This is a genomic window from Microbacterium sp. sgz311019 (genome assembly GCF_056135325.1).
Genome location: NZ_JBWAXO010000004.1, coordinates 272,956 through 290,646 on the forward strand (window position 1 = coordinate 272,956; position 17,691 = coordinate 290,646).

The following is a 17,691-nucleotide window of genomic DNA, read 5'->3' on the forward strand; positions in this document are numbered from 1 at the left end:
CGGGACGGGCGTTCGCGGTCATACGGTGACTCCTTCCACGGCCTCGCGCAGGCGCGCGGCAGATGTCTCCGGCGGGATCTCGGCGGTCCATGCCCACATGGCGGCTTCGGATCCGGCGAGGAATTTGAGCTTGTCCGCGGCGCGCCGCGGTGAGGTGAGCTGCAGGTGCAGGCGCACCGCATCCCGTCCCACGTGCACGGGCGCCTGGTGCCAGGCCGCGATGTACGGCGTCGGCGTCTCGTACAGGGCGTCGACGCCGCGCAGCAGTCGCAGGTACAGCGGGGCGAGCTCGTCGCGCTCCTCACCGCTGAGCGCCGCGAAGTCCGCCACCTGCCGGTGCGGCATGAGGTGCACCTCGAGCGGCCAGCGGGCGGCGAACGGCACGAAGGCCGTCCAGTGCGAGCCCTCGAGGATGACGCGCTCCGACGCGCGCTCGAACTCGAGGATGCGGGTGAACAGGTCGGGGCCGGTCTTCTCCACCGCGTCGAGCACCCGGCGCGTGCGCGGCGTGACGTACGGGTAGGCGTAGATCTGGCCGTGGGGGTGCGGGAGCGTGACGCCGATCGCCTCGCCGCGGTTCTCGAACGGGAAGACCTGCTCGATGCCGGGGATCGCCGAGAGGGCGGTCGTGCGATCCGCCCAGGCCTCGATCACGGTGCGGGCGCGGGTGACCGACTGCGTGCCGAACGACCCGGAGTGCTCAGGGCTGAAGCACACGACCTCGCAGCGCCCGACGCTCGTGCGGGTGCGGCCGAGGCCGAGACGGTCGAGGTCGTCGAGGCCCCGGGGCGGGTCGATCGCCGCGGGTGCCGTGCCGACGGCGACGGGCAGAGCCGGGCCGAACGACGGCGAGCGGTTCTCGAACACGGCGACGTCGTAGCGCGAGGGGATCTCACTCGGATTGGTCGGCGTCTGCGGCGCGAGCGGGTCGGCGTCGGCGCTCGGCAGCATCACGCGGTTCTGGCGCGCGGCGGCGATCGTGATCCAGTCGCCGGTCAGCACGTCGAGGCGCATGGTCGCGGTCTCGGGCCGGGGGTCGAGCGTGCGGGCGTCGACCGACCGGTCGGGACCGAGCCGAGTGTCGGGATCGTCGTAGTAGACGAGGTCGCGGCCGTCGGCGAGGACGGTGGCTCGCTTGGCGACTCCTGCGCCGAGGATCTCCGGTGTGTTCACGTCAACACGGTAACAGGACTGCTATGTTATCGTCAACACGAGAGTGGAGGGGATGCTGTGGAGCCGAAGCGCGTCTCGATGGCCGACGTCGCCGCCCTCGCCGGCGTCTCGGGTCAGACGGTCTCGCGCGTCGTCAACGACAGCCCGCGCGTCGACCCCGCGACCCGCGCCCGCGTCGAGGCCGCGATGCAGCAGCTCGACTACCGCCCGCACCGCGCGGCTCGAGCCCTGCGCACGGGCCGCACGCAGACGATCGGCCTCGTCGCCGCGACGCTCGCGACGGTCGGCAACTCCCGGATGCTGCAGGCGGTGGCGGATGCGGCCGCATCGCGCGGCTACGCCCTCGCGGTCGTGACCCTCGGCGTCTCCGGAGCCGTGGGCGATGCCTTCGAGCAGCTGCGCGAGCAGGGTGTCGACGGCGCGATCGTGCTGAACGAGGCCACACGTCTCGCACAGGATGCCGTCATCCCGTCCGGCCTGGCCCTGGTCGTCGTCGACGCTCCCCCCGGCGCGCGCTTCGGCGACGCGCGAGCCGGAGTCATCGCCACCGACCACGCCGGGGGAGCCCGCGCCGCGACGGAGCACCTGCTCGCCCATGGCCATCGAACGGTCCGCCACATCGCGGGACCCGAGGGCTCGTTCGCCGCGGCCGAGCGTCAGCGCGGATGGCGCGAAGCGCTCACAACGGCGGGCGCCGACATCCCGGAACCGGTCCGCGGCGACTGGAGCTCCGCATCCGGATTCGCGGTCGCCCGCGACCTGCCCGTGAACACGACGGCCGTCTTCGCAGCCAACGACCAGATGGCGCTCGGCGCGCTGCGCGCACTCGCCGACACCGGCCGCCGTGTGCCCGAGGACGTGAGCGTCGTCGGCTTCGACGACATCGCGGATGCCGCGGAATACCGGCCCCCGCTGACCACCGTCCGGCAGGATTTCGACTCGCTGGGCGAGCGTGCGCTCGAGATGCTGGTGGCATCCATCGAGACCGGATCGACACCGGCGCCCGAGCTGATGCCGGCGCCTCTCGTGGTCCGCGCGAGCACTCGCCCGTAACGACGTTTGACGCGCGCGGCGTCCGCCCCTATCGTGTCCGACGAGGATTGTTACCGCTAACAATTCTCGTACTCCGACGCAGGAGCAGACAGAGGAGCAAAGATGCCCACGATGTTCGGCAGGTCGAGAACCGCCGCCGCAGCACTGATCGCCACGGCCGTCGTCGCGGCCGGCTTCACCGCAGGAGCGGCACCCGCCGCCGGGGCGGACGCCGGTCTCGTGCTGCGCTACGCGCTCGACGGCACGACCGGGACGGCCGCGGTCGACAGCTCCGGCAACGGCCGGGACGGCACGCTCACGGGCGGCGCGACCCTGACCGGCAGCGAGGGCCTGGCGCTCAACGGGTCCACCGGATACGTCAAGCTTCCCGACGACGTGATGTCCGGTCTCAGCTCCATCACCGTCAGCACGCAGGTGCTCGTGAAGCCCACGCAGTCGACGCCGTACATGCTCTGGGCGTTCGGCAACACCGACTCCGGCGGTGTCGGCAACGGCTACCTCTTCGCGACCGGCGACAGCTACCGAGCCGCCGCCGCGACCGGCAACTGGTCGACCGAGCAGGGGGTCAATTCCAACGCCGCCCTCGCCCGGGGCACCTGGAAGACGCTCACCTACACGATCGACCACGCCACGAGCACCGCGACCCTCTACCTCGACGGCACCCAGGTCGCCCGCAGCACATCGGTCACGACGACCCCCGGCGGCATCGGCGGCGGCCACACCACCGCCGACTACATCGGTCGTTCCGTCTACAACGCCGACAAGTACCTGAGCGGCAATGTCCGCGACTTCCGCATCTACGACCACGCGCTCACCCCGGCCGAGATCGCGACGCTCCAGCCGTCCGACTCCGACCGGGTGCAGCGGGATGCCGCGGCCCTCTCGCTCGGCGACCTCAGCGCCATCACCGCCGACGTGACCCTCCCGACCACGGGCGCGAACGGCGCGGCGATCTCGTGGGCATCCAGCGACCCCGCGATCTCGAACACGGGCACGGTGACCCGGCCCGCGGCGGACACCCCCGACGCATCCGTCACCCTCACCGCCACGATCTCCCGGGGCGGGGCGTCGACGACCCGAGCCTTCACGGCGACCGTCCTCGCGCTGCCGAGCGACACCGCCGCCCTTGCCGATGCTGCGGCTGCGCTCAGCATCACGAACATCGACGACGTGCGCGGAAACCTGACGCTGCCGGCCGCCCCCGCCGGCATCCAGCTCTCCTGGCAGTCCTCGAACGTCGACGTCGTCGCCACCGACGGCGTCGTGCACCGGCAGTCCGTCGACACCGACGTGACCCTGACCGCGACGCTCGTCAAGGGCGCCGCATCCACCACCCGCGCGTTCACGGCGCACGTGCGCAAGGCCGTCCCGCCCAGCCCGATGGCGGGCTACGCCTTCGCGTACTTCACGGGCGACACGGTCGCGGGCGAGAACATCTACTTCGCCGCCAGCCAGGGCAACAACGCGCTGAAGTGGAACGAGGTCAACGGCGGCCGTCCGGTGCTCACCTCGCAGTTCGGCACGAAGGGCCTGCGCGACCCGTTCGTCATCCGCTCTCCCGAGGGCGACACGTTCTACCTGATCGCGACCGACCTCTCGATCGGCAGTGGCACCTCGTGGGACGCGTCGCAGCGCACCGGAAGCCTGTACCTCGAGGTGTGGGAGTCGCACGACCTCGTGCACTGGGGCGCGCAGCGGCACGTGAAGGTCTCGCCCGACACCGCGGGCAACACGTGGGCGCCCGAGGCGTACTGGGACGACACCATCGGCGCGTACGTCGTCTTCTGGGCCTCGAAGCTCTACGCGGCGAACGACCCCGGGCACACCGGCAGCACGTACAACCGGATGCTGTACGCCACGACCCGCGACTTCACGACGTTCTCGACGCCGCAGATCTGGCAGGACGGCGTCTCGCGCATCGACTCCACCGTCATCAAGGCGAACGGCGTCTACCAGCGGTTCACCAAGGACGAGGGGGCCGGAACGACGGGATGCAGCGACATCATCCAGGAGAGCTCGACGTCGCTGCGCGCGACCCTGCCCGACTGGAAGATGGTCGCCTCGTGCATCGGCAAGAACGCCGGCACCGCGGCCGTCGAAGGTCCCACCGTGTTCAAGTCGAACGCGGGTGACGTCAACGGCGACAAGTACTACCTCTTCGTCGACGAGTACGGCGGGCGCGGCTACATCCCGCTCGAGACGGCCGACATCGCCGCCCCGAACTGGAAGGTGTCGTCGAACTACACGTTGCCGACCAAGCCGCGCCACGGCACGGTCCTCCCGGTGACGGCGGCCGAGCTCGCGGCGCTGAGCGCCGGCCCGGCGCCGGCGACGGCGGATGCGGACGGGCAGATCCTGCGCTACGACTTCAGCGAGGGCTCCGGCAGTGTCGTGCACGACCGCACCGGCAACGGCCACGACGGCACGATCGTGGGCGGGACGACCTGGTCGTCCGGCTCCCTGACCCTGAACGGCACCGACGGCTACGTCGACATGCCCGACGACCTGCTCGCCGGGATGACCGACACGACCGTCGAGGCGGACGTGTGGGTCGACCCCGCGCAGGCCGGCAGCTACTTCATCTACGGATTCGGCAACACGGATGCGTCGGGCGCCGGCAGCGGCTACCTCTTCACGACGGGCGACTCGGCCTACCGTACAAGCATCGCGACCGGCAACTGGACGACCGAGCAGACGGCGACCCAGGGCACGGCCCTGCCCCGCGGCCGGTGGGCGCACCTCGCCTACACGCTGCAGGGGGGCACCGCGCGCATCTACCTCGACGGCGTGCAGGTCGCGGTCAAGACGGGTGTGACGACTCTGCCGAAGGACATCGGCAGCGGCTTCACCGCGGCGAACTACCTCGGCCGGTCGATGTACTCGGCTGACAAGAAGTTCATGGGCAGGTTCCGCGAGTTCGCGCTCTACAACCGGGCGCTGAGCCCGGCGGAGATCCTCGCCGATTCGGGCAACACGACGGCGCTCGTGGGCGCGTCGCTGAGCGACCCGAGCGTGCTGAAGACCGATCCGGTGACGCAGGCGACCGGTCGCACAGTGGTCTACCCGGTGAAGCCGGGCACCGACCTGACGAGGCTGGCACCGACCTTCACGGTCGGCGCCGGGGTCACCGCATCCCCCGCCTCCGGCGACATCGTCGACCTGTCGAAGCCCGTGGCGTACACCCTGACGGCGGCGGACGGCAGCACGGCGACGTGGACGCTGCGGGCCGAGCCGGTCAACAGCCCGGTGCTGCCGGGGCTGTATGCCGACCCGAACATCGCGGTCTTCGGCGGCACGTACTACATCTACGCGACATCCGACGGCTACGCCGGATGGGGCGGCAACACCCTCTACGTGTGGAAGTCCACCGACCTCGTGCACTGGTCGCGCTCCGACACGCCGGTGCTGACGCTCGACGGGGCGAACGGCAACGTGCCGTGGGCGACGGGCAACGCGTGGGCGCCGACGGTCATCGAGCGGGGCGGCAAGTACTACCTGTACTTCAGCGGGCAGAATCCGACCTACAACCGCAAGACGATCGGCGTCGCGGTGGGCGACAGCCCCGACGGGCCGTTCGTCGCGCAGCCGACGGCGATGATCCTGAACAACGAGTCGGTGACGAGCGGTCAGGCGATCGATCCGGCGGCGTTCCGGGACCCGCAGACGGGCAAGTACTACCTGTTCTGGGGCAACGGCAAGCCCGTCTACGCCGAGCTGAGCGACGACATGACGTCGATCAAGCCCGGCACGATCGCCGCGATCTCGGGGCTCACCGACTTCCGCGAGGGCATCTTCATGAATTACCGGAACGGCGTGTACCACCTGACCTACTCGATCGACGACACCGGGTCGGCCGACTACCGCGTCGGCTATGCCACGTCCACGAGCGTCAACGGCCCGTGGACCTCGAGGGGGGTGCTGCTGCAGAAGGATCCGTCGCAGGGCATCCTGGCGACCGGTCACAGCTCGATCATCAACGTCCCGGGCACGGACGACTGGTACATCGCGTACCACCGGTTCGCGATCCCGGGCGGTGACGGCCAGCACCGCGAGACGACGATCGACCGCCTCACGGTGGGTGCCGACGGGGTCTTCCAGCCGGTCACGCCGACGCTGTCGAGCGTGGCGCCGGAGACCGTGCCCGACCCGCAGCCGCTGACCGTCTCCATCGCCGGCACGCCGATCGTGGGCCGCACGCTGACGGCGACGCCGTCGACGCCGTGGACGGCCTCCTCGATCGCGTGGACGCGTGACGGCGCACCGATCGACGGTGCGAACAGCGCGACCTACACGCTGACGGCGGCGGATGCGGGGGCCACCATCGCGGCGGTGGTCACCGGCACGAAGCCGCTCTGGCCGGGCGCCACGGCATCCGCGAAGGTCGGACCCGTCCTGCCGTTCGAGGTGCGGCTGAGCGTCACGACGAAATGCGTGGCGGACCGGGTGCAGCTCTTCGTCGCGGCGGCGAATTCTGCGGCCACCCCGCTCGACGTGGCGGTGACGACCGACTTCGCCACCAAGACGCTCACGGGGGTCGCGGCCGGAACGACCGAGAAGCTCGCCTTCCCGGTGAAGACGGCCGTGCTGCCCGCCAGTGGAGGGACCGCGGTCGTCACGGGCCTGCTGGAGGGCAAGACCGTGAGCGGGACATACTCCTTCTCGTACGACGGCGTGCTCTGCGGGTGAGCGCGTGACACGACCCGGCCGGGGCCTTCGGCCTCTGGCCGGGTCGTGTCAGGCGGCGGCAGGGTGCTGGTGCGCGAAGCGCGCCACGCCGTTGCGCACGGCGGTGGACTCGAGATGGATGCCGACAGGCATCAGACGGTGGATGCGGCGCGCCGGGCCTCCCAGCCCGTGCGGACCATCTCGTCCACGGTGTACCGGTTCTTCCAGTTGAGGTCGCGGGCCGCGAGGTCGCCGGTGGCGACGATGCGGTCGGGATCGCCTGGCCGGCGCGCCCCGATCTCGGGGGTGAAGTCGATGCCGGTGACGCGGGCCATCGCATCCATGATCTCGCGCACGGAGAGACCGTTCTGCGAGCCCAGGTTGTACGCCGGCTCGATCGGCTCCCCCGAGGCGAGGCGCTGAGCGGCGACGACGTGTGCGGCCGCGATGTCGGCGACATGGACGTAGTCGCGCACGTTCGTGCCGTCCGGGGTGTCGTAGTCGTCGCCGTTGATGCGCGGCGTCTCGCCGGCCAGCAGCTTCTCGAACACGATGGGGAAGAGGTTGTGCGGGCTCGTGTCGTACACGGACGGATCGCCCGAGCCGACCACGTTGAAGTACCGCAGCGACGTGTGCCGCAGCGCACCGTCCGTCGCGATCGCCTGGTCGCGGATCAGCCATTCGCCGATCAGCTTCGACTCGCCGTAAGGGGATGCCGGCCGCTTCGGCAGGTCCTCGGTGACGAGCGGCACGTCCGGCGTGCCGTAGACGGCGGCGGACGACGAGAAGACCAGGTTCGTGACATCCGCCGCCTGCATGGCCTCGAGCACGATCCGCGTCGCCTCGACGTTCTGCTGGTAGGTGTGGAGGGGTCGCCGCACCGAGACGCCCGCGTACTTGTATCCCGCGACGTGGATGACGCCCTCGACGTCCTGCTCCCGCAGGGTGCGTTCGACGAGGTCGCGGTCGAGGATGGTGCCCTCGGCGAACGGCACGCCGTCCGGCACGAAGGATGCGTGCCCGCTCGAGAGGTCGTCGATGACGACGGGTTCGAGCCCCGCGGTCGAGAGAGCGCGGACGATGTGCGCGCCGATGTAGCCGGCGCCGCCGGTGACAAGCCAGGTCATGTCACCATTCTGCCCGCGTGAGGTCACCGTCCGTGTGCCGGTGGAGGACACCGGGCCCGCGAGCCTCGTCGGCCACGGTCGTCCGCCGAGGTCAGCGCGTGAGCCCCAACGTCCGCTCGGCCGTCGTCCAGTCGGCGGCCATCGCGTGCTGCGCGGCCTCCAGCGTCACCCGCCCCGAGCACACCGCCTGATGCAGGATGTCCTCCACGTCGTCTTTCGGGTTCCGTGTCGAGGTCGCTCCGGACCTGTTGGGCTCCACCCACAGATTCGAGGTGCTGCTGGACCCGCCCAGCCCGAGGCTGATCAGATGGTCCTCCTCGATGCTCCGCGCGTAAGCCTGCCCGTACGCGACCAGCAGCCGGTGCTTGAGCGCATCGGTCTGCTCGACCGGAGGGCGCACCGTCTTCGTGTATCCGGTCCGGCAGATCGTCTGCTGGATGTTCGCCTGCGTGACCGCGGGATCGATGCCCCCCGGCGTGCATGCCGGGTCCGGGAGCACCAGCCCGGCCTGCGCGTCGACCACGCGGGCGTGGCAGGAGCCGGCGGTGAGGTGCATGTCGTCGACCACCACAGCGGGGGTGTGCACCACGCGGATCGTTCCCGGCGCGGCCGGAGCCGCTGCCGATGGCGTGGTTGCTCCGCTCAGCGGGTGGGCGGTCAGGGGGTCCGGCGCGAAATACGCACCGAGAGCACCCTCGACATCGGCGCACCCGGTCAGCAGGCTCAGGCAGCACGCCGTCATCAGGACGGCGAGCGCGCGGCGGGTGGATGCAGAGGTCATCGTGCCCGATACTTCCATACGCGCCGGCGCCGAGGGCGGTGGGCCATCAGACCTCGCGCGGCATCGCGGCGGGACAAGCGCGACGCAGATGCGGTAGAAACGCACCAGGAAGGGACCGAGGCGAATGAGCGACGACGTGGAGACGGTGCACGTGAACCGCCCGTTCTGCGAGCTGCACCTGCACATCGAGGGGACGCTCGAACCGGCCACCATCTTCCAGCTCGCACGACAGCAGCAGCTGACACTGCCCTATGCCGACGAGGGCGACCTTGCCCGCCGGTATCAGTTCACCGACCTGCAGTCATTCCTCGATCTCTACTACGAGAACATGCGCGTCCTCCGCTCGGAGGACGACTTCTTCGCGATGACGTGGGCGTACTTCCTGCGGGCCCGGATCGCCGGTGTGGCGCACGTCGAGCTGTTCGTCGACCCCCAGGCGCATTCCGTTCGCGGTGTCGCGGAGACCACGGTGCTGCGCGGTCTGCGACGAGCGATGGACCGGGCCAGGGAGGAACTGGCCATCTCCAGCTCGATCATCGCGTGCGTTCTGCGCGACCAGTCCGTCGACTCGGCCCACGCCATGCTCGATGCCGTGCTCGCGGCGGACGTCCCCGTGACGGGGCTCGGGCTGGACTCTGCCGAGGTCGGCAACCCGCCGTCCAGGTTCGCGCGCGTGTTCGCCGATGCTCGGGCGGCCGGCCTGCACATCGTCGCCCATGCCGGTGAGGAAGGCCCGGCCGACTATGTGTGGCAGGCGCTCGACGTCCTCGGCGCCGAGCGCATCGACCACGGCATCCGCGCGCTCGATGACCCCGGACTCGTGGAACGGCTGATCGCCGACCGCATCCCGTTGACCGTGTGTCCGCTGTCGAACGTCCGCCTGCAGGTCGTTCAGGATGTGGCCGAGATCCCCATCCGACGAATGCTCGACGACGGACTCTGCGTCACGATCAACTCCGACGACCCCGCCTACTTCGGCGGCTATCTCGACGACAACCTCCGCAGCGTCGTGGATGCCTTCGGCCTGACCGGCGCCGATCTCGACCTGCTTTGCGAGAACTCGATCACCGCATCGTTCCTCCCCGACGAGGAGAAGGCCCTGCTGAGGCGGCAGCGCACAGGGGGCTGATCGCTCCGGTCCAGGACGGGATCGGCGACCCGCGACACAGGCACGGCATACCTATCGCCGGTGTCGACGTTCCGGTCGGCACCGGCGTCAGGTCTGAGCGTGCAGGCGGATCGGGCTCAGCCGGCGCTGCCGGCCCGCATCCTCTTCGCCATCTCCATCATCTCGGGTGCCGGCTGGCCGATCGCGAAGATGTTGCCCTCGCTGTCGCTGAACCATGCACTGCGTTCACCGCCGAGCTCGGCGATGCCGTCGACCGTCTTCAGCCCGGGCATGTCGTAATCGTGGAACACGACACCGTGCGTGCGAAGCTGCGTCGCGTCTCGATCGATGTCGTCCGTCACGAGGTTGAACGCCGTGTTCTTCGCCGTGCCGGCGAAGTCGCTCCGATACACGAGCACCATGGTTCCGCCGACGTCGTAGAACAGGTTGCCGCCCTGGTCATCGGCGTAGACCGGGTCGCGGCCCAGCACGTCGTGCCACCAGGCCTTGGCGCGGTCGAGGTCGGCTGCCGGCAGGACAGCCGTCGCCATCAGGTTCTCGAACATGATGATTCCCGTCCGGGGGCGTTGTCATCCCCGCGCCGGCCCAGCCCAGCGCATCGGCGATTCGGGCGCGCGAACGTGGCCCCCGAGCGGAGTGTATCCCCGCATCCGAGGGCGCGGTAGAGGCGGACCGTCGCCTCGGCACGGCGTTCTCGATGAGCGGTGTGGCACCCCGCGATCGGCGGCCCAGCGGATCCGCGGGCAGTATCGTGAGCGGGTGATCGACAGCACCGCACCCATCGACGCCACCCGCACTCCCGCGTGGGCGGAGCTCATCGCCCACAGCCAGACGTTCGCGCCCGATCTGCGCGCGTGGTTCGCGGATGATCCGGATCGAGCGGACCGGTTCACCGTCGCCCTGGCAGACCTGCACGTCGACCTGTCGAAGAACCTCGTCACCGACGACATCCTGGCGTCCCTCGTGGATCTCGCCGCGCAGACGGGTGTCGCCGAGCGCTTCGCCGCGATGCTCGCCGGCGCGCACATCAACACGACCGAGGATCGTGCGGTGCTGCACACCGCGCTGCGTCGGCCGGCCGGCGCATCCCCCGATCTGGTCGTCGACGGGCAGGACGTCGACGCGGATGTGCATGCGGTGCTCGCTCGCGTCACCGCGTTCGCGAGCCGCGTGCGCTCCGGAGACTGGCGGGGGATCACCGGCAAGCGGGTCACGCACGTCGTGAACATCGGCATCGGCGGATCGGACCTCGGCCCGGTCATGGTCTTCGAGGCACTGCGGCCCTACGCCGATGCGGGCATCGAGGCCCGGTTCGTCTCGAACATCGACCCGACCGATCTCGCCCAGAAGACGGCCCAGCTCGACCCCGAGACGACCCTGTTCATCGTGGCGTCGAAGACCTTCACCACGCTCGAGACGCTCACGAACGCCCGACTGGCGCGGGACTGGCTGTGGGCGAAGCTCGGCGAGCAGGGGGTGGATGTCGCCTCCGACGACGCGAAGACGGATGCCGTCGCCCACCACTTCATCGCCGTCTCGACGGCGCTCGACAAGGTCGCCTCATTCGGCATCGACCCCCAGAACGCATTCGGCTTCTGGGACTGGGTGGGCGGCCGGTACTCGGTGGACTCCGCCATCGGAACCTCGCTCGCCATCGCCCTCGGCCCCGACGTGTTCGAAGAGCTGCTCGCCGGATTCCACGCCGTCGACGAGCACGTGCGGACGACGCCGCTCCAGCGGAACGTGCCCGTTCTCATGGGCCTGCTGAACATCTGGTACACGAACTTCCTCGGCGCCCAGACGCACGCCGTGCTGCCGTACGCACAGCAGCTGAGTCGCTTCCCGGCCTACCTGCAGCAGCTCACCATGGAGTCCAACGGCAAGTCCGTGCGCTGGGACGGGTCACCCGTGACGACCAGCACCGGCGAGGTGTTCTGGGGCGAGCCCGGCACCAACGGCCAGCACGCGTTCTACCAGCTGATCCATCAGGGCACGCGGCTCATCCCCGCCGATTTCATCGCCTTCGCCAACCCCGCCTACCCGCTCGAGGACGGCGGGCGCGACGTGCACGGCCTGTTCCTCGCGAACTTCCTCGCGCAGACCAAGGCGCTCGCGTTCGGCAAGACCGCGGACGAGGTGGAGGCCGAAGGCACCACCGGGCCGCTCGTCGCCGCACGCACGTTCCCCGGCAATCGGCCGACCACGTCGATCTTCGCGGACGCCCTCACCCCGCGCGTACTCGGTGAACTGATCGCGCTCTACGAGCACATCACTTTCACCCAGGGCGTCATCTGGGGCATCAACTCCTTCGACCAATGGGGCGTCGAGCTGGGAAAGCAGCTCGCCCTGCAGATCGCGCCGGCGATCGAAGGCGACGCGGAGGCGACGGCGGCGCAGGATGCCTCCACCCGGGCGCTGCTCGCCTACTACCACGCTCACCGCCGCTGACCGCCCAGAGCCGGGTTCGGCGAGCAGGTGTCGCCGCCGCATCCCACCGCCGCCGTGACCGGACCTCGACCCGGTTCAGGAACGTCGCGCGAGGTGGTGCTCGAGGAGGTAGTCCGCGATGGCGATGCTGCTGGTCGCAGCGGGGGACGGGGCGTTGCGGACGAGTGTGACGGGTCCGACCTGGTCGACGGCGAAATCGTCGATCAGGTCGCCGTTGCGGGCCCACGCCTGGGCTCGCACACCGGCCGCCGACTTGTGCGTGAGATCCGACATCGTCAGCTCGGGGACGAAGCGGCGAGCCTTCCGGAAGTACAGCGGCTTGATCAGCGACCCGCTGATCTCGTCGACGCCCATGCGCCAGTGCTTCTTCGCCAAGGGCCACGCGCCGGGCCAGGTCGCCGACGCCCAGGTGTCCTTCACCGACCAGCTCAGCCAGCTGTACCCCTGCCGCGCCAGGGCCGGCACCGCGTTGGGGCCGACGTGGACGGTGTCGTACACGCCCCGGGTGAAGTGCACACCGAGGAACGGGAACCGCGGGTCGGGGACGGGGTAGATCATCCCCTTCACCAGATCGCCGCGCTCGGGCGCGAGCTCCCAGTACTCGCCGCGGAACGGGAGGATCTTCGGCGAGGGGTCGGCGCCGACCAGCCGCGCGACGACGTCGGACTGCAGACCGGCGCACACGATCACCCGATCGAAGACGTCCTCCGACACCGGCGTCTGCACCCGCACCCGCCCGTTCTCCACCCGGATCCCGGTCACCTCATGCCCGAGACGGATCTCACCACCCGCAGCGCGGACGTCCTGGGCCATCGCCTCCGTGATCGAGGCGTAGTCGACGACCGCGGTGTGCGGCGAGTGCACGCCGGCGATCCCGGCGACATGCGGCTCGACCTCCCGCAGGCCGGTCGCCGCGTCGATCCGCGCGAGATCCGGCACGCCATTCGCACGCGCGCGTCGCTCGATCTCGTCCAGCGCCGACAGCTCGGTCTCGTCCACCGCGACGACGAGCTTTCCCACCTCGTTGTACGGCAGGCCCTTCTCTTCACAGAATTCACGGATGCGCACACGCCCGAGCGCGCACAGCCGCGCCTTCAACGACCCCGGCGCGTAGTACAGGCCCGCGTGCACCACTCCGGAGTTGTGACCCGTCTGATGCGCGGCGAGCCGCCCCTCCTTCTCGAACACCGTGACCGCATCGCCGCGCAGCGCCAGAGCCCGCGCCGTCGCCACCCCGACGATGCCCCCACCGACGACCCCGATCCGATCCTCCATGACTGCAATCTTGACTCTTCGATCGAAGTCGGGCACTGCTCAACCCATGTCTGAGGAACCGAGAATCGTCATCGGGCATCCGCAGACGCTCATGGATGCCACCGCCAGGCTGCTCGCGTGGGGCGATGAACGTGGGCCGACCTGGGACGCCTCGACCACCGCCGCGGGGGACCGATGGGGCTGCCGCCTGGAGATCTCTCGCACGCGGTGATCGCGGGTCACAGCATCCATTGTTCGAATCCGGCGGCGCCGCGAGGCGGGTCGGCGATCACCGGCGGCGGGTGGCGGCGCCGGCGCACAGGTCGCAACGTCCGCGCCAGGATGCCGCCGCGAGCGCCTGTCGTGCCGGCCCGGAGACGCCTGAGCTCCCGCGCCTTCGGACCGGTGGGAATGTCCTTCGGGAGCACGCCGGCCGCGACGATCCAGGTCGGCAGGCACAGCATCCGGAGCACCGAGATCAGCCGCTCGGACTCGTAAACGCTGTCGGGATCGAGCTGCTCCTCGAGGAGCGCGCTGAGGTCGTGCTCGGCATCCGTTCGGTTCCACAGCTCGGTGAACGACAGGGCGATCTCCGCACCCACCGGCTCGTCGAGGATGTCGTCGCCTTCGTCGTCGGCCTTCGGCTCGCGCGACGGGTCGCTGCAATAGCGGCCCTGCTCCTGCCCGGCATGCCAGACGACGATCCCCAGCTGACGGTCGTTCCGAACGCGCACGGCGAGCACCGGAGCCTCGGCGTGCTCCGCGAGCAGCCCGCCGACCTCGATGATGCCTCGGCGCCCGTCGGCGACCACGCCGTCGCCGGGGTCTCCGAGGATCACGACCCAGCCTTCGTGAGGCTGCGAGATCCAGCCGGAGAAGCGGCTGACCCGTCGTTCTCAGCGAGGATCACGGCTCCGTACGACTCGCCGCCGGCGTCGGCGTCTTCCCGGCGCGCGGCCGGTGGCAGGGCCATGTACATGTGTCGATCATCGCCCACGCGGGCGCCGCGGGTCGGACTCCGCGATCGCCGATTCCCGGCAGTCAGGCGCCTGCCCCGTGAGCAGAGAGAGGGATGCGAACGCGGCCTAACGGCCGTCGCGTCGTCCGGATGCGGCTCGCACAGCCACCCACACCGTGAGCCCGAACGCCGCCCAGATGGGTGCCATGGTGATGACGAACGGCCGGATCGTGTCGCTCGCCGAGTGCGAGCCCGCATCGAACGCGATGAACACCAGGACGGTGCCCACGGCGAGCAGGAGGAACGCGGCGGTGAGCACGATCGTCTGCAGCCTCATGGGAGCGATTATGGCCCCGTCGCGCCGGTCGCGCTCGGCATCCGTCAGTCTGTCGGGCCTTCGGCCGCCAGCCGGTTCTCCAGAGCCGTCCCTGCGGGAGAGTCGCGCGTCACCCGGCGAAGGGCGCGGATGAGCGCATCGGCCTCATCGGCGTGCACCGCGTCGTCGATGGTGTCGTAGAGCTGCTGCTCGATGGCGCGCACGTCGGCCGCCTTCGCCTTGCCCTGGGAAGTGATGCTCAGTCGCACCTGTCGTCGGTCGTGCTCACCCGCATCCCGCTGCACGAGTTCCGCGGTGACCAGCCGGTCGACGATCCGGCTCGGGCTGGTGCCGGTGTCGCACACCAGCATGTCGCCGAGCTGCTTGAGGGCGAGCGGGCCGTGATCGTCGAGGATGCGCAGCGCCTCGGACTGCGCAGGTGTGAGCTCGATCGACGCGAGCGCCGCGGTGAGCCGGCGGTTCCCCTCGCGCTGGGCGGCCAGGATGAGGTATCGGAGGAGTTCAGCCGTTCTCACCTGATCACTCCGTGTGCTGCAGCAGTGCCGCTTCGAGAAGACCGGCCGCAGCGGGATCGTGGGCGGCCAGAATCGGCATCCCCGGGTATCGGTCGGCGAGCTGTGTGACCCGCCGAGTCGTCTCATGGAGTGCCTTCCGCTTCCCGACCCCGGGAACACGATCCTGCACGAGCAGGGTCGCGTCGTACGTGAGGTCGCCGACGAACAGCATCGCCGGCAGTCCCTGACTGCGCAGGAGCAGCGAGGTGGAACCGGCGGTGTGTCCGGGGGTCGGCAGGAGAAGCAGTGAGCCGTCGCCCATCACGTCGTGACCGCTCGTGAAGGGCGCGATCGAGTCATCCTCGAGCGGTCGCATCTCGGTGGGAACCCACCGGATGCCGGGAAGCATGATGTGGTCGCGCATCAGACCGCCGAGCACGGCGAACGGCTTGTCGACGGATGCCAGGTCGTCACCGCTGACGAGGACCTGCGCGTTCGGCGACAGCTCACGCAGGCCCCCGATGTGATCCTGGTGGAGGTGCGAGAGGATGGCGACCCGGACGTCCGCGATGTCGTAACCCCGCGCCGCCAGCTGCCGGTCGAGGGTATCGGCTTCTGGAATGTCGAACTTCGCGAGGCGGCGGTAGTTGTGTCCGACGAAGCCGCCGGGGAAGTACGAGGGATCGGTGATCGAGCGGCGGTCTTGACCGGTGTCGAAGAGCACCAGTCCCTTGTCGTGCTCGATGACGTACACGTTGATCGGCCGAGGAGCCGTCCACCGGCGAGAAGTGTTCAACCACCACAGCAGTGGCGTGCCGTTCGTCTCGACGTGCTCGGGTCGGATCTGCACGGTTCCCGTGCTGATGACGGAAACCCGCTTCACGGCGCTCATCGTTCCCCCCAATTAGATGTCACGACATACATGGCGCGACATCTATCCTGACGAGGGAGTGCCTGGCTGTCAAGCGGAAACCGGCATCCCCCGCTCTGGGGGATGCCGGTTTCGCCGCGATCTCGTGAGTGTCGCCGTGCGATCAGCCCTGGGCGAGGGCCTTCGCCTTGAGGGAGTCGAATTCGGCCTGGGTGATCGCACCCGAGTCCAGCAGCGACTTGGCAGAGGCGATCTGTTCGGTCGCCGTTCCACCGGATGACTTGGTGACGGATTGGATGTATTCGGCCTGCGCTGCCTGCATCGCCTTCGCCTGCTCGAGCTGACGCTTCTGCATTCCGCCGCCGCGCGCGATCAGGTAGACGAGGATTCCGAGCCACGGCACGAGGATGACGAAGATCACCCAGAGGGTCTTCGCACCGCCGCCGATGTCGCTGCTGCGGAAGATGTCGCCGAAGATCCAGAACAGGCACATGAACCAGGCGAAGAACAGGAAGAACTCGAAAAGGGCCAGCAAGAACGACCCGTTGTCGTTGAACATCTCTTTTTTCCATTCGGTCAGGGCCTCGCGAGACGTCGCTTCGACGCCCGCCTGATCGCCAACCTACTGGCTCCCGTCCGAACTCGGCCGCCGTTCGGCCGATGCCCGGATCGTGTCTGCGGGAATGCCGACGGAACGTCGTGGTCCGGCTACGGTGGCCCTGTGTCCACCGATGCCGTTTCCGCCGATGATCGACTGCCCGATCGTCCCGCCCCCGACAACCCGTCCGGAAAGCTGGTGCTGCTGCGCCATGGGGAGACGGAGTGGTCGAAGCTGGGCCGTCACACCGGGCTGACCGACATCCCGCTCACCGCGCGCGGGGAGGAGCTGGCCCGCGGTGCGGGCCGGCTCGTGACCGGCTACGACTTCTCGCTCATCCTGACCTCGCCCCTGCAGCGCGCGCGCCGCACGGCCGAGCTGGCAGGTCTGGATGCCGCGATCGATCCGCTGCTCGTGGAATGGGACTACGGCGGCTACGAGGGGCGCACCACGAGAGAGATCCGCGCCGAGCTCGGCTACAACTGGACCGCGTTCACCCACGGTGTCGTGCGCGGGCAGACGCCGGGCGAGACCGTGGAGGAGGTGGCGGCACGCGCCTCGCGCGTGCTCACCCGCGTTCTGCCCGCGATGGCGGACGGTGACGTCGCCCTCGTCGCGCACGGCCATTTCCTGCGCATCCTGACGGCTGTCTACCTCCGGCTGGCACCTCGCTTCGGCGCGCAGATCACTCTGGATGCGGGGTCTGTGTCGGTGCTCAGCTTCTATCGCGAGCAGCCCGCCATCCTCTCGTGGAACTACGGACCCGAGCTTCCTCTGGTGCCCTCCGAATCCTGACGACCGGG

General features: G+C 69.6%; 16 protein-coding genes. 6 read left to right on the forward strand and 10 right to left on the reverse strand.

Annotation, left to right across the window (positions count from 1 at the left end; translation table 11 throughout):
• Window positions 1-18 precede the first annotated feature (18 nt).
• Entirely contained in the window at window positions 19-1,173 is a 1,155-nt protein-coding gene (gene galT, locus AC0NZN_RS08415) for a galactose-1-phosphate uridylyltransferase (protein ID WP_474591839.1), read from the reverse strand.
• Window positions 1,174-1,251: 78 nt separating this feature from the next.
• Between galT and AC0NZN_RS08420 the strand changes: the two genes are divergently transcribed.
• Together AC0NZN_RS08420 and AC0NZN_RS08425 are read left to right on the forward strand one after the other, a co-directional pair.
• Window positions 1,252-2,226, forward strand: coding sequence for a LacI family DNA-binding transcriptional regulator (locus AC0NZN_RS08420; RefSeq protein ID WP_474591944.1), 975 nt, complete (start codon window positions 1,252-1,254; stop codon window positions 2,224-2,226).
• Between the two features lie 102 nt (window positions 2,227-2,328).
• The gene (locus AC0NZN_RS08425; RefSeq protein ID WP_474591840.1) at window positions 2,329-6,912 is read left to right on the forward strand and encodes a family 43 glycosylhydrolase; all 4,584 of its coding nucleotides are present in this window, start codon (window positions 2,329-2,331) and stop codon (window positions 6,910-6,912) included.
• A gap of 131 nt (window positions 6,913-7,043) precedes the next feature.
• Here the strand turns inward: AC0NZN_RS08425 and galE are convergent, their stop codons facing one another.
• Together galE and AC0NZN_RS08435 are read right to left on the reverse strand one after the other, a co-directional pair.
• Complete coding sequence (galE, locus tag AC0NZN_RS08430) at window positions 7,044-8,018, reverse strand: UDP-glucose 4-epimerase GalE (protein ID WP_474591841.1); 975 nt, start codon at window positions 8,016-8,018, stop codon at window positions 7,044-7,046.
• 91 nt (window positions 8,019-8,109) lie between these two features.
• Window positions 8,110-8,799 carry a hypothetical protein gene (locus tag AC0NZN_RS08435; protein ID WP_474591842.1) on the reverse strand — a complete coding sequence of 230 codons (690 nt, stop codon included), beginning with the start codon at window positions 8,797-8,799 and terminating at the stop codon, window positions 8,110-8,112.
• A 124-nt stretch (window positions 8,800-8,923) separates the two neighbouring features.
• Here AC0NZN_RS08435 and AC0NZN_RS08440 point away from each other — a divergent pair, with 124 nt between their 5' ends.
• A complete protein-coding gene (locus AC0NZN_RS08440) occupies window positions 8,924-9,928 on the forward strand; it encodes an adenosine deaminase (RefSeq protein WP_474591843.1) in 1,005 nt (334 codons plus the stop codon).
• A gap of 116 nt (window positions 9,929-10,044) precedes the next feature.
• Here the strand turns inward: AC0NZN_RS08440 and AC0NZN_RS08445 are convergent, their stop codons facing one another.
• The gene (locus AC0NZN_RS08445; RefSeq protein ID WP_474591844.1) at window positions 10,045-10,473 is read right to left on the reverse strand and encodes a VOC family protein; all 429 of its coding nucleotides are present in this window, start codon (window positions 10,471-10,473) and stop codon (window positions 10,045-10,047) included.
• Between the two features lie 214 nt (window positions 10,474-10,687).
• On the opposite strand from AC0NZN_RS08445, the gene pgi reads away from it, so the two are divergent.
• Complete coding sequence (gene pgi / locus AC0NZN_RS08450) at window positions 10,688-12,376, forward strand: glucose-6-phosphate isomerase (RefSeq protein ID WP_474591845.1); 1,689 nt, start codon at window positions 10,688-10,690, stop codon at window positions 12,374-12,376.
• Window positions 12,377-12,451: 75 nt separating this feature from the next.
• On the opposite strand, the gene lhgO is transcribed toward pgi, so the two are convergent.
• The gene (lhgO, locus tag AC0NZN_RS08455; RefSeq protein WP_474591846.1) at window positions 12,452-13,651 is read right to left on the reverse strand and encodes an L-2-hydroxyglutarate oxidase; all 1,200 of its coding nucleotides are present in this window, start codon (window positions 13,649-13,651) and stop codon (window positions 12,452-12,454) included.
• Between the two features lie 46 nt (window positions 13,652-13,697).
• Here lhgO and AC0NZN_RS08460 point away from each other — a divergent pair, with 46 nt between their 5' ends.
• Window positions 13,698-13,862, forward strand: coding sequence for a hypothetical protein (locus AC0NZN_RS08460; protein WP_474591847.1), 165 nt, complete (start codon window positions 13,698-13,700; stop codon window positions 13,860-13,862).
• Window positions 13,863-13,869: 7 nt separating this feature from the next.
• On the opposite strand, the gene AC0NZN_RS08465 is transcribed toward AC0NZN_RS08460, so the two are convergent.
• The 5 genes from AC0NZN_RS08465 to AC0NZN_RS08485 form a co-directional block, all read right to left on the reverse strand.
• Window positions 13,870-14,469 (reverse strand): hypothetical protein, encoded by a 600-nt coding sequence (locus tag AC0NZN_RS08465; protein ID WP_474591848.1) that lies wholly within the window; start codon window positions 14,467-14,469, stop codon window positions 13,870-13,872.
• Window positions 14,470-14,715: 246 nt separating this feature from the next.
• Window positions 14,716-14,925 (reverse strand): hypothetical protein, encoded by a 210-nt coding sequence (locus AC0NZN_RS08470; protein ID WP_474591849.1) that lies wholly within the window; start codon window positions 14,923-14,925, stop codon window positions 14,716-14,718.
• 44 nt (window positions 14,926-14,969) lie between these two features.
• Window positions 14,970-15,440, reverse strand: a complete 471-nt coding sequence (locus AC0NZN_RS08475) for a MarR family winged helix-turn-helix transcriptional regulator (protein WP_474591850.1) — start codon at window positions 15,438-15,440, stop codon at window positions 14,970-14,972.
• Between the two features lie 4 nt (window positions 15,441-15,444).
• Window positions 15,445-16,302 carry an N-acyl homoserine lactonase family protein gene (locus AC0NZN_RS08480; protein WP_474591851.1) on the reverse strand — a complete coding sequence of 286 codons (858 nt, stop codon included), beginning with the start codon at window positions 16,300-16,302 and terminating at the stop codon, window positions 15,445-15,447.
• A 151-nt stretch (window positions 16,303-16,453) separates the two neighbouring features.
• A complete protein-coding gene (locus tag AC0NZN_RS08485; protein WP_474591852.1) occupies window positions 16,454-16,849 on the reverse strand; it encodes an SHOCT domain-containing protein in 396 nt (131 codons plus the stop codon).
• A gap of 162 nt (window positions 16,850-17,011) precedes the next feature.
• Here AC0NZN_RS08485 and AC0NZN_RS08490 point away from each other — a divergent pair, with 162 nt between their 5' ends.
• The gene (locus tag AC0NZN_RS08490; RefSeq protein ID WP_474591853.1) at window positions 17,012-17,683 is read left to right on the forward strand and encodes a histidine phosphatase family protein; all 672 of its coding nucleotides are present in this window, start codon (window positions 17,012-17,014) and stop codon (window positions 17,681-17,683) included.
• The last annotated feature ends 8 nt before the right edge of the window (window positions 17,684-17,691 follow it).